The organism is Streptomyces griseoloalbus (assembly GCA_014650015.1).
GTDB lineage: Bacteria > Actinomycetota > Actinomycetes > Streptomycetales > Streptomycetaceae > Streptomyces > Streptomyces griseoloalbus.
Map to the genome: position 1 here is coordinate 116,674 of BMUD01000013.1, position 11,746 is coordinate 128,419.

The 11,746-nt window shown below is 70.7% G+C and carries 10 protein-coding genes, 1 tRNA gene and 3 pseudogenes; 5 read left to right on the forward strand and 9 right to left on the reverse strand.

Annotated features, from left to right (window positions below; translation table 11 throughout):
- Positions 1 to 120 precede the first annotated feature (120 nt).
- A protein-coding gene (locus IE178_RS20680; protein WP_438874397.1) for an IS5 family transposase occupies positions 121 to 928 on the forward strand; the annotation gives its coding sequence in 2 pieces (ribosomal slippage) (positions 121 to 554 and positions 553 to 928; 810 coding nt in all).
- A 465-nt stretch (positions 929 to 1,393) separates the two neighbouring features.
- Here IE178_RS20680 and IE178_RS20685 read toward each other — a convergent pair.
- From IE178_RS20685 to IE178_RS20710, 6 genes and pseudogenes are all read right to left on the reverse strand, one after another.
- Positions 1,394 to 2,536: a tyrosine-type recombinase/integrase gene (locus IE178_RS20685; protein WP_193513390.1), complete on the reverse strand. Its 1,143-nt coding sequence runs from the start codon at positions 2,534 to 2,536 to the stop codon at positions 1,394 to 1,396.
- Positions 2,536 to 2,709, reverse strand: a pseudogene (locus IE178_RS20690) (excisionase family DNA-binding protein); the annotation flags it as partial. The pseudogene IE178_RS20690 and the gene IE178_RS20685, both read right to left, overlap by 1 nt.
- 40 nt (positions 2,710 to 2,749) lie before the next feature.
- Positions 2,750 to 2,881: pseudogene (locus IE178_RS36625) on the reverse strand (GntR family transcriptional regulator); the annotation flags it as partial.
- On the reverse strand, positions 2,850 to 3,119 hold the full coding sequence (locus tag IE178_RS20700) for a hypothetical protein (RefSeq protein ID WP_193513391.1): 270 nt from the start codon (positions 3,117 to 3,119) through the stop codon (positions 2,850 to 2,852). The gene IE178_RS20700 and the pseudogene IE178_RS36625, both read right to left, overlap by 32 nt.
- A 193-nt stretch (positions 3,120 to 3,312) precedes the next feature.
- Positions 3,313 to 3,609 carry a hypothetical protein gene (locus IE178_RS20705; RefSeq protein ID WP_193513335.1) on the reverse strand — a complete coding sequence of 99 codons (297 nt, stop codon included), beginning with the start codon at positions 3,607 to 3,609 and terminating at the stop codon, positions 3,313 to 3,315.
- A 12-nt stretch (positions 3,610 to 3,621) separates the two neighbouring features.
- Positions 3,622 to 3,899: pseudogene (locus IE178_RS20710) on the reverse strand (hypothetical protein).
- Positions 3,900 to 3,979: 80 nt separating this feature from the next.
- Here IE178_RS20710 and IE178_RS20715 point away from each other — a divergent pair.
- The gene (locus tag IE178_RS20715; protein ID WP_145868386.1) at positions 3,980 to 4,735 is read left to right on the forward strand and encodes a GntR family transcriptional regulator; all 756 of its coding nucleotides are present in this window, start codon (positions 3,980 to 3,982) and stop codon (positions 4,733 to 4,735) included.
- A gap of 144 nt (positions 4,736 to 4,879) precedes the next feature.
- Here IE178_RS20715 and IE178_RS20720 read toward each other — a convergent pair.
- Positions 4,880 to 4,966: transfer RNA gene (locus IE178_RS20720), tRNA-Ser, on the reverse strand.
- Between the two features lie 64 nt (positions 4,967 to 5,030).
- Positions 5,031 to 6,620 carry a S1C family serine protease gene (locus IE178_RS20725; RefSeq protein WP_193513337.1) on the reverse strand — a complete coding sequence of 530 codons (1,590 nt, stop codon included), beginning with the start codon at positions 6,618 to 6,620 and terminating at the stop codon, positions 5,031 to 5,033.
- A gap of 289 nt (positions 6,621 to 6,909) precedes the next feature.
- Between IE178_RS20725 and IE178_RS20730 the strand changes: the two genes are divergently transcribed.
- From IE178_RS20730 to IE178_RS20740, 3 genes are all read left to right on the forward strand, one after another.
- Positions 6,910 to 7,740, forward strand: a complete 831-nt coding sequence (locus tag IE178_RS20730; RefSeq protein ID WP_193513338.1) for a glycerophosphodiester phosphodiesterase — start codon at positions 6,910 to 6,912, stop codon at positions 7,738 to 7,740.
- A gap of 192 nt (positions 7,741 to 7,932) precedes the next feature.
- Positions 7,933 to 8,577, forward strand: a complete 645-nt coding sequence (locus tag IE178_RS20735) for an ATP-binding protein (protein ID WP_193513339.1) — start codon at positions 7,933 to 7,935, stop codon at positions 8,575 to 8,577.
- Between the two features lie 239 nt (positions 8,578 to 8,816).
- The gene (locus IE178_RS20740) at positions 8,817 to 9,806 is read left to right on the forward strand and encodes a DUF5926 family protein (protein WP_193513340.1); all 990 of its coding nucleotides are present in this window, start codon (positions 8,817 to 8,819) and stop codon (positions 9,804 to 9,806) included.
- A 918-nt stretch (positions 9,807 to 10,724) separates the two neighbouring features.
- On the opposite strand, the gene IE178_RS20745 is transcribed toward IE178_RS20740, so the two are convergent.
- A complete protein-coding gene (locus IE178_RS20745) occupies positions 10,725 to 11,390 on the reverse strand; it encodes a bifunctional DNA primase/polymerase (protein WP_193513341.1) in 666 nt (221 codons plus the stop codon).
- Positions 11,391 to 11,746 lie beyond the last annotated feature (356 nt).

Sequence of the window (11,746 nt, forward strand, 5' to 3'; positions counted from 1 at the left end):
GATCAGTCGAGGACTGACCACCATGACGGCACGTGTCCCATCGGTGGGCTGGTCAGTTGATCGGATGTGCCTGTCCGATTAGTGATCACCGATGCGAAGTGGGGCCGGATCGAGCCGTTGATGCCGGCCGATCCGGTCCGCGGGCGGCGATGGGCCGACCACCGCCGCACCCTGGAAGCCATCGCGTGGAAGTACCGCACCAACTCGCCTTGGCGGGACCTTCCCGACGAGCTCGGCTCCTTCCAGACCGCTCACAAACGGCTGATCAGGTGGGCCGTCGACGGCACCTGGGAGACGGTCCTCACCGCTCTCCTGGCAGCGGCGGACGCCGACGACGACATCGACTGGACAGTGTCGGTGGGCTCCACTGTCGTCCGGGCCCACCAGCACGCAGCCGGAGCCCGTAAAAATGGGCGGCGGCACACTCCCGACGAGCCAGCCGATCATGCACTCGGGCGCTCCCGCGGCGGCCTGAGCAGCAAGGTCCACTTGGCCGCAGACGGCCACGCACGGCCCCTCGCCTTCATCCTCACCCCAGGCCAAGCCGGTGACGCCCGCCTTCGAGGGGTTGATGTCCCGCATCCGCGTCCCCCGCACTGGCCCGGGCAGGCCACGGACACGCCCCCTGGCCGTTCTCGCCGACCGCGCTTACTCCTCACGTGCCATCCGCAGCCACCTGCGGCGCCGAAACATCCGCGCGGTCATCCCGCAACCCTCCGACCAGGTCCGCCATCGCCTGCGACGAGGCCGACTCGGTGGCCGCCCGCCCGGCTTCGACAGCGAGGCATACAAGCAGCGCAACACCGTCGAGCGCTGCATCAACCACCTCAAACAGTGGCGCGGCCTGGCCACACGAACTGACAAGCTCGCGATTGCCTATCAGGCCGCACTCCACCTCGCGGGCATCCTCATCTGGACCCGGCGCTGACCAAAGAGACAGGGCCTAGGTGAGGGTGAACGGCTATCAGCGACTATCTCGATCATGGAGCCCCCCTGAGGTCGATGAAGGTCGACAAAATCCTACCCACCAGGAGTAGTTGGGGATCGAGAACCCGTCAACAAGGGCAGACGGTACCGACGTACGGTATCTGACCCCACACAGCAGCGTCCGCAGAGCTATACGCAGCCGACTCACCGTCGTTAATCGATCCCCATCGGCTTGTGTCCGGATGCCAACGCCCCATCCATGCTCAGTCGAGCGGAAGACACAGGGGAACGACGAGTACTTCGGGCAGTACGCAGCAGAACGGACCCTGACCGATCTACCCCGGTCAGGGTCCGTCTTCGCTGCTCAACATGCAGAGGGAGCGGGAGTCGCCCCACGGCGACATCGCTACCACGACGGTTCCTGAGGCCTTTCACCACTCGGATGGGCCGACTGCTTCCCCACAGGTCAGTCGGGTGCGAGCATCCCGACGGAGCCGTCGCCATCGTGCCCGCCGAGCCATGAGTCCGCTGCTTCGGCCACCTGGTCATCACGACCAGCGACAGGACGGGCGTAGTGCCGGGTGGTGACGCTCGCGTTGGAGTGGCCGAGCCGGTGGGCGGCGGTCATGACGCCGTACCGGTCGGCGACCCATGTGCCGTGCGAGGCGCGGAGGTCGTGCGGGGTGACGTCAGTTAGCCCTGCCGCCGAGACCGCCGGGTCGAAATACGCCTTGCGCCACTGGTTGTAGCGCAGCGGCTTGCCGCGGGGTGTGGTGAACAGGAGCGCATCATCCCCACCAGGCAGCGCCTCCAGGTGCCGGCCGAGCCGTTTCGCGAGCGCCGGGCCGACCCGAAGTAGCCGCTTCTGATGTGACTTGGGGGTATCGAAGACCAAGGTGCCGTTGGCTTCGGCAAGGTTCTCGTCGACCAGGACGAAGCCGCCGGAGACGTCGATGTCCGCACGCCGAAGGGCGAACGCTTCACCGACTCGCAGGCCCGCGTACGCGAGGAGGGCGATCAGCAGGTCATGCGGCTTGGCCGCACTCTGGACGATCCGCGAAGCCTCCAGCGGGGTGAGGATGTGCGGCTCGGTCTGCGGCATCCGAGGCAACTTCACGCCCCGGCAGGGCGTCTGCGGGATCATGTCGTTGTCGACGGCCGACCGCATAATCTGCGACAGGACGCGGTACGCCTGCCTGATTCGCGACGCGCTGAGCCCCCTGGACTTCATCCCACCGACCCACTCAGCGACGGTGATCGGTCGGAGGCCGGACAGTTCACGGTCACCGAGGGCCGGAACGATCAGTGAATTGATCAGGGATCGATACGACGCCTGTGTCTTGTGCTTGAGCTGTGGAGAGACGGCAGCAAGCCAGCGGGCCGACCAGTCCCGTACCGTCGTCTGCCCCTCGGCCGGGTCGAGCCAGCGCCCCTCTTCGATCTCGATGCGCTTCCGCATGAGCCAGCGGTCGGCATCGGTCGACGTGGCGAACGTGCGATCCCCAGGGCGCAGAACGCCGTCAGGCCCCGGGTAGCGGACCTGGAACCGGCCGGACGGCAGCTTGCGGACACGGCCGAAGCCCCGGCGGGACTTGCGCTTGCCAGCCATCAGGCAGCCCTCCGAAGACCGGCGGGACGCAGGACGATCGGTACCACAGTGTTGGCGTCCACGTATGCCTCTACGGCGCTCTCGGGGATGCGGACGTGTCGGCCGACCTTCACGAAGGTGATGCGGCGTTCCTCGATAAGGCGGCGGGGGAAACGGACGCCCGTGGATCTTCTCGACGAGGCCTTCCGCCTGGAGCACGGCGAGGGCGTTCCGCAGTGTCGGCGTACTCACCGTGTACTGCGCGGCTAAGTGCGCCTCAGAGGGCAGGCGATCGCCGGGCTTGAGTCTGCCGGTGGCGATCCGGTCCCGGAGGTCATCGGCGATGGCGTCGCGGCGCGAGGGCATGGGCGGGTTCACCACCTCTCACTCGCACGAGCCGCAGGGCGACGAGTCGGGTCATCGTGTGGATGGTCAGCAACTCGCCCGAGTCGAACACGAGTCGTTTCGCTCCGCCGGGCAGCTGGAAGAGGTCAGTCACCCGGCGCTGCTGGCCTCCGACCTGGATGATGTCGCCGCGCTGCACGCTGGCCGAGGTGATCTCGACAGGAGAAAGCACGGCGCCGCTGAGTGCCGTTGCCTTCACCGTGCCGCCTCCGTGAATCCCGGGCACTTGGCGATGGTGTGGCACGAGCAGTCGCAGGCTTCGTAGCTCACCGGCACGTCAACCGGCGCGGTGGTCGGGGAGGACTCCGCGCAGGCGTGGTGTGTGCCGATCTGGCAAGAGGTCGACCGGTAGGAGTCGGGCCCCGGCACGTGGGTCTGTTGGCGGGGTGGCATCAGAAGTCACCCGCCGAGGCGTACCAAGGGTCGGCGAGGGGAGCGCTGCTCACGGCCGCCGAGCGGTGCCGTGTGCGCGCCTCACTGGCCAGGACGTACGGGCGGACGAGCGCCGTTTCCTCCCCCACGAGAACGCCCGTGTGCTCGCGGTGCCAGCGCAGGAACAGCACCGCACCGTAGGCGACTTCCGGCAACACAGGCAACGGCCCCGCAGGCGTTTCGGAGCGGCGGTGCCGTCCCTTGTAGAGGTACCGCTCCCTGAGGTGCGAGGCGGTACGGCGGATACGATTGAGCACGGTGTTCAGCCCCTATCGCTGATGGCCCGGTCCCCCGACATCGCCCGTCGCGGGGACCGTTTGCGTACGACCGCCCAGAGGGTGCGGTCGTTCGAACTGGTGGCGAGGAGGCCGAAGCGGTCGGCCGTAGCCACCGCTTCCAGGACCTCCCGCCATGACTCCGCGGAGAGTGGTTCCGGCACCTCCGCCTCGATGGCCGTGCAGTCGTCGCGCTCCTCCACACGCGTGGCGAGCCCGACGGCCGATAACCGGGCTGCGATGGCCACCGCGCGCTCCTTGGAAGCAGGCACAGGGCAGCCCTCCGGTTAGTGGCGATCACTTTAAGTAAAGCTAGTTAACTAGATTAGAGCTAGTGGACTAGATTTTCCATATGCCTGAGCAACCGCCCTATCTCCGCATCGCCGACGAGCTCCGGCGGCGGATCGCGGAGCACGAGTGGGAGCCGGGGGACCGACTGCCCTCCCGCGCCCAGATCGGCCAGGAATACGGCGTCGGCGACAACGTGGTCCGCCGGGCGCAGGAGTTGCTGATCTCCCAGGGTGTACTCGAAGGCCGCGCAGGCTCGGGCACCTACGTCGCCGAGCCCCGGCAGCGCGTGCGCGTGGTCCGGTCGTCCGCGCGTGAGCAGCCCAGCGGCTCGCCATTCCGCGCGGACATGAAGGCCGTAGGCAGGCAAGGGGACTGGGAGAGCCGGACCGAGGCCAAGGTTCCGGCACCGGCGGAGGTCGCGGCGCGTCTCGGTATCGCCGAAGGCGATCTGTGCGTCTGCACCGCGTACGAGTTCCTCGCCGACGGCCGGCCGGTGCAACTGTCGACGAGTTGGGAGCCGTACGACCTCACCGGCGGCACGCTGGTCGTCCTCCCCGAGGGAGGGCCGCACGCCGGGGCAGGGGTCGTGAACCGCATGGCGGAGATCGGCATCACCGTCAGCCACGCCGTGGAGCAGCCGGAGCCGAGGCAGGCGACCGCCGAGGAGGCCTCACTCCTGGGCATCCAGAAGGGCTCACTCGTCACGCACATCCGGCGGACGTACTACAGCGACCAGGGACGGCCCGTGGAGACAGCGGACATCGTGGTGCCCGCCGCTCTCTGCGAGATCGTCTACGAGATTCCGATCTCCCGGTAGCCGTCCGCGCGTGCCCCCTACGTGCCCCTTGCGTGCCCGTTCGAGCGGGAAACCGCGGGGAACAGCGGGGAGTCAAAGGGCCGGACACGAGAACGGCCCCCGACCGAATTACCAGGTCAGGGGCCGTTCTCACTGCTCTCAGCGCGGAGGCGGTGGGATTTGAACCCACGGTGACATCGCTGCCACGACGGTTTTCAAGACCGTTCCCTTAGGCCGCTCGGGCACGCCTCCCCGCGCCGGCCGGTGATCGGCGGCGCGGGGACAAGGGTAACGGGTCGGTGCCGAGGGGTGGGTGTCAGTTGTCGCCGACGCGGGAGCCCAGGGTGAGTTGCGTGGTCTGCTCCTTGCCGCCCCGTTCGTAGGTGATCGTGACCTCGTCGCCCGGCTTGTGGGTCCAGATCTCGCCGATCAGGGTCGGACCGGAGTCGATGACGCGGTCGTCGAGCTTGGTGATGACGTCACCGGGCTTGAGGCCGGCCTTGTCGGCGGGGCCACCCGGGTCAACGGGCTCGGCGCCGCCCGCGCCCTGGTCGGTGATCTTCGCGCCGCCCGTCGTGTCCTCCAGGGAGACCGACGCGCCGATCTTGGCGTACACCGGCTTGCCCGTCTTGATCAGCTCCTGGGCGACGTACTTGGCCTGGTTGATCGGGATGGCGAAGCCGAGGCCGATCGAGCCGGACTGCCCCGTGCCGAAGCCGCCGTTGCTGGTGGACTGGATCGCGGAGTTGATGCCGATGACGTTGCCCTGCGCGTCCAGCAGCGGACCGCCGGAGTTGCCCGGGTTGATGGACGCGTCGGTCTGCAGGGCGCTCATGTACGAGGCCTGGCTGCCGGTGCCGTCACTGGAGGCCACCGGGCGGTTCTTCGCGCTGATGATGCCCGTCGTCACCGTGTTGGACAGACCGAAGGGCGCGCCGATCGCGATCGTCGAGTCGCCGACGGCCACGTCGTCGGAGTTGCCGAGGGTGAGCGGCTTCAGGTCCGAGGGGGCGTTGTTCAGCTTGATGACCGCGACGTCGTAGCCCTGCGCGTTGCCGACCACCTCGGCGTCGTACTTCTTGCCGTTCGGGAAGGTCACCGAGACCTTGCCGCCGTCGACGGCGTCCGCCACCACGTGGTTGTTGGTGACTATGTGGCCCTGGGTGTCGAAGACGAAGCCGGTGCCGGTGCCGCCCTCGCCGCTGCTGCTCTCGGCCTCGATGGTGACCGTGCTGGGCAGCGCCTTGGCGGCCACACCGGCGACCGTGCCCGGGTCGCGCTTGACGTTGCCACCGCTGGTGGAGGACGAGACGGTGGTCGAGCCGCTGCTGTCGTTCTCCCTGGCCAGCGTGTAACCGAGGCCGCCGCCCAGGCCGCCCGCGACCAGCGCGGCAGCCAGGACCGCGGCGACCATACGGCCGCGTCCGCCGCCGCCGTTCCTGGGCGCCGGCTGCTGGTAGGAGGAGCCCCAGCCGCCGTCACCGTGCCCGGCGCCACCGTGCCCGGCACCGCCGTCTCCGTACGCCGGGGTGGACGGCGGAGGAGGCGGGGGCCAGGAGGCGTCGGGGGCGGAGGAGGGGCCGTGGGGACCTGCGGGGGGCCCGGCCGGGGTACCCCCGTGGGGGGCCTGGTCTCCGTGCGCGTCGTGCGCGCCGTGGGGGTGGTCGGGGTGGTGGGTGCCGGCGGTGCCGTAACCGCCCTCGCCCTGGGTCCCCTGCGGGCCGGTGCCGTACGGCTGGCCCGCGCCGCCCTGCGCGCTCGCCGACGGCGGCGGCGAAGCCGGGCCCGGAGCCGCTCCCGGGACCGGGTGCCCCTGGTGTGCCGAAGCAGCGGGAGCATCCACCGGCGGGGGCGGCGGTGCGGACGGGGCAGGGGGTACCGCGGTGCCCTCGTTCTCGGTGCTCACAGCTTCTCTCCTCGATCCACGGCTGTTGTTCCCGGTCGCACTCGGTCCGGCTCGGTCACCCTCGTCCACGAGTCCGTCGCGATGCAGCTGTGCATGTCTCTTTGTATGACGTCAGCTTTTCCCACGGGCCGTCAGGGCACCATAAGCCGTTCCTGTGGGTCCGGGTTCATCCTTTATATAGGGCATTACTCACGTAAGGTGCGCCACCTCGATGCCTCCGACCGGACGCCGAGACCGCTCACGCCACTCCGAGCGCACGTCTACCCGCGCGCGGTGGCACCATGACGCGGTGACCCACGCACGACAGCGCCCGACTCAGGTCGTCGCCCACCGCGGAGCCTCCGAGGACGCCCCCGAGCACACCCTGGCCGCCTATCGCAAAGCGATCGAGGACGGTGCGGACGCGCTCGAATGTGATGTACGCCTGACCGCCGACGGTCATCTCGTGTGCGTTCACGACCGCCGCGTCAACCGTACGTCCAACGGGCGCGGTGCGGTCTCGGCGCTCGAGCTCTCCGATCTGGCCGCCCTGGACTTCGGCTCCTGGAAGAGTCGCGACCCCTCCGGGGGCCCGCGCGTCGAGGAGCCCGACTGGGAGCACCGACCGGAGGACCGGGAGGCCACCTCCGTCCTCACCTTGGAGCGACTGCTGGAGCTCGTCTCCGACGCCGGGCGCCGGGTCGAGCTGGCGATCGAGACCAAGCACCCCACGCGGTGGGCGGGACAGGTGGAGGAGCGGCTGCTGCTCCTGCTCAAGCGGTTCGGGCTCGACACCCCCGCCGGGGCCGAGGACTCGCCGGTACGCGTGATGAGCTTCTCCGCGCGGTCGCTGCACCGCGTGCGTGCCGCGTCGCCGACGCTGCCCACGGTCTACCTGATGCAGTTCGTCTCTCCGCGGCTGCGCGACGGACGGCTGCCCGCCGGCGTGGGGATCGCGGGACCCTCGATCCGCATCGTGCGCGGCCACCCCGCCTACATCGAGCGCCTGAAGCAGTCCGGGCACCAGGTGCACGTGTGGACCGTGAACGAACCGGAGGACGTGGACCTCTGCGTGCGCCTCGGCGTGGACGCCATCATCACCAACCGTCCCCGCGCGGTGCTCGACCACCTCGGCCGCTGACCGCGCGGTGGACCGCCGGCCCCACCGGCTGCCCCACCCTTCGCGTCCCACCGGTCCCAAGAGGTGCGTGCAGGAGTCTTGACCCGGCGCCGCACCCCGACGCATCCTCACATCTCGGCCACATCGAAGAATTCCAGCCACACCGCTACAGGGAGTGCCCCGGCGCGTTCGGCGCGTATTCGGTCGTTTCGAGTGCGTCACCGCTCGTGGATTGGCCGGTTTCCGGTTCAGGCCAATGGGGCATCCACACCGTGGCGTGGGGCGAAGGAGGTCTCGGGGGTGGCGTTGGTGGTGGCACAGGAGGTGCCCACGTCGTCGAGCATGGCCGTGCCCCATGGCCCTGCGGGCGTGGGGAAGGCGAGGCGCCGTTTGCGCGCAGAACTGCGCGACGGCGGCGTGGCGGAGGCGGTCATCGACGATGCCGTACTGATCCTTTCCGAATTGCTGAGCAACGCGTGCAAACACGGCCGCCCTCTCGGCGACGCCCTGGCCGGGGACGGCGACGTCCTCGCCGCCTGGCGGGTGGACCCGCGCGGCCGACTCGTCGTCGAGGTCACGGACGGCGGCGGCCCGACCCGCCCGGCGCCGGCCACTCCGTCGGTCACGGCGCACGGCGGCCGGGGGCTGAACATCATCACGGCGCTGGCCGACGACTGGGGCGTACGCGACGAGGTGCCGGGCGAGGTCACGGTGTGGGTCGTCGTCCACCACGACGTGTACGACCCGGACGCCGGTGGCGGGCACCGGCGCGAGGACTTCGCCGCCCGGGTGACGGCCCCCTCGGTGTCACGCATACCGGGACTGGACTTCGCGGACGTCTTCGACGACCTGGACTGAGGACTGAGAGACGACCGCGACTCGGAGGCGGCAGCGGCTCCGGGACGACCGCGACTCGGAGGCGGCAGCGGCTCCGGGACGACCGCGACCGAGGGCGCGCGGAGCATGCACCGCTTCGGTCGCGTAAGGCTTCGGGGGTGACCACGGTTCGGCACGTTGTCCACAGGTTCCCGTCGGCCGTGGCGTGAACGACTAGGCTCCGCCCGTACGAGACGAGCCGTAACCGGGAGACACCCACGATGGCCAAGAAGCGACCCCAGACGAAGGCCAAGCGACCGCAGCGCACGGACGGAGCCCGCGCCGCACGCGCTGATGGGGACATCCCGGTCGTCGGCGCCCGCGAGCCCTGCCCCTGCGGCAGCGGCCGTCGCTACAAGGCCTGCCACGGCCGTGCGGCCGCGCATGCCGCGACCGAGCTGGTGCACCGCCCCTTCGAGGGCCTGCCGGGCGAGTGCGACTGGGTCGCGCTGCGCGAGCTGGTGCCGGCCGCCACCGTCGAGCTGACGCTCAAGGACGGCCTGCCCGAGGACGTCCCGTCGGTCACACTGGCCACGGTGCTGCCCATGGCCTGGCCCGCCCTGCGCCGCGACGACGGCTCGGTCCTGATCGGCCTGCAGAACGACACCTCCTCCGGTGACATCAGCCGCGATCTCGCCGACACCCTGCAGCGCGCGCTCACCGCCGACCCGGGTACGCCGGTGCAGTCCCGGCGCGCGCCGGCCGACGGTCCCCGGCTGCAGGATCTCCTCGATCCCGAGGGCGGGTTCGAGCCGGTGGTGCACAGTGGGTTCGAGTTCTGGATCCCGGAGCCGGAGAAGGCCACCCCGGACGTCACCGCCTCTCTGGAGCGGGCCAACGCCGCGGCCATCCCGACCGTCAAGCTGTCGGGCGTGGACGCCGCGTACTGGTGCGAGACGCCCGAGAAGAACCATCTGCGGTGGGTCATGCCGCATCCCGAGGAGCAGCTTCTGGACGCTCTCGCGCGGCTGCACGCGGCGGGCCGGTCCTCCCTCGGCGAGGGCACCCGTCTCGTGGGCTCCTTCCGCGCTCACGGGCTCACCGTCCCGGTCTGGGACCTGCCCAGCGGGGTCGGCGCCGAGGACGTGGAGAAGCCGGCGGCCGAGTTCGCCGAGCGGCTCGCCGCCGCGCTGGCCACGGACGCGCCGCTCACCGCCGACGAGCGCCGTGCGCGTGGCGGCCTGACAAACCGCCAGGTCACGCTCAGCTGAGGCCCACCGCACCACACGGTTCCGCCGGCCGGCCGGTCGGCGGAACCGCCCTGCCCCGCACCACCGGCGCCCTGCGCAACTCCCGGTGCGGACAAGCCAGTCGGTGACCGGAAAAGCCGAGATCGAATTTGCGAACCGCCGATCTCTTGTTACCGTTCCCGTAGCCCGGTTGCTGGTGCATCCCCCGTCGCCAGCAACCGGGTCTTTCCGTGCCGGTCGCCGTTCACGGAACGCGATCGGCTCTCAACCGCTCGTCGCCGGTGAGTTGCCCCCGGAACGCAGCGGCAGCCGCCCTCCCCCGGCACGGTGCCCGAACTCCGCGAACCGCGCGAACTCCGTGACCACCGCGAACTCCGTGTACGGCGCCAGACCTCCCCGCCCAGCTCACGCGGCGTCCCGCACGGAACGGGCTCGTCCCCGGCGTCCACGGCGCCGCGGGTCCGCACGCTCCGGCCGCCGGGCCCCATGAGGCTCAGTACGGCGTCCAGCGCCGCGTCGGTGGCGTCGCGGTAGTGGGTCCGCGCCCGGACGTCCTCGCTCCGGACCACCACGCGGGTACCCGCCCGACAGCTTGACGGTCGGGATGGCCGCAGCGCACGGCGGCGGACAGGTGCGGGCCGGGCGACGACGGGGAGCCGACGGCAGGGGCGGCGGGCACTGGCGTCACGCCGTCGCCGCGCGCGCGACGGGCCGTACGGAACCGTGGGGTGCCCGGGGCCCGAGGCGTACCCCCGGTCGGCCGAGCCCGTGGACGCCGACGCCACCGCCACCGCGATCGCGCCGGCCGCCACGACGCCCCCGAGGGCGAGCAGACGGGCTCTTCGGCGGTGCCGGGCGCGGCCCCCGGCATGACGCCGCATGCCCCGGGAAGACAGCCCCCGGGGCGCGGTTGATGGGCGCGGCGGGCGCCGGCGCCCGCTACATCTCGGGTGCGCTCACACCCGTGCGGGTGAGGGCCTCGACCACGGCGTCCACCACGGCCTCGACATCGGGCACCCAGGGCGAGGCCGAGCCGGGCAGCGGCGCGCGCTCCCAGCGGACCTCGCCCTGCGCGATCTCGGACGGGGGCAGGGCGATGTAGCCGCCCTCGCCGTGGAAGCGGAGGGAGCCGGGGACGAAGTCCTTGGCGTACAGCAGCTCGCCCAGTTGCTCCATGGAGTACGGCTTCACCAGGATCGACCAGCGGGCCGACGAGGCGACGACCGGGCCGAGCCGCATGCCGCGGCCGTCGAGCGCGGCGAGGGCGCGGGCCGCCGCCGGTGCGGGCAGGGAGACCGCGCAGGGGGCATTGCCGCCGGTGGCGAGGATGATGGGCGCCGTCGGCCGGTTGCTCCACCACCAGCGCACCATGCGCGCGTCGGTGGTGGCGGCGAGGAGGCCGGGTTCGAACGGGTGGGCCCCCGGCACCGTGCACTCGGGGTCGGGGCAGCCGCAGCGGGCCCGGCCCTGCGGGTCGGCCGTCACGCCCGGGAGTATGGGCCACTGCCATTCCGTGGCGAAGGTCAGGGCCGCGCCGATCAGCTCAGGCCCTCCGTCGCCGCGCCGGGACAGAAGCCCGCGCCGCCTTCCGAGGATCTCGCGCATGAGCGCTCGTTCCTTTCCGTTGCACGCCTGGCAACACCGGTGGTCCACATCACGTCATGAGTCGATCACTTCACTGTGCGTACCTGTTGGCGCATCACACCCCCGCATGGGCAGGGGGAACCCCTATGGGCCGAGCATGGGCTGCCTCCGCGGCCGTTTCACCCATACTGCGTCGATCAGAAGTACGGGTGCGGCGTGGGGGTGGCGAAGTCTGGCGTTTGCCGTCGCGCGTGGTTCTCTCCGCCTCCGCCACGGGAGGATGGGGCACGGTCGTCGATGGTTAAGACGCCCGGGTCCGTCGCCAGGTTCCCGAGCGGTTCACAACCACCCCTGGCCTTCACCGAGTACGTACCCAT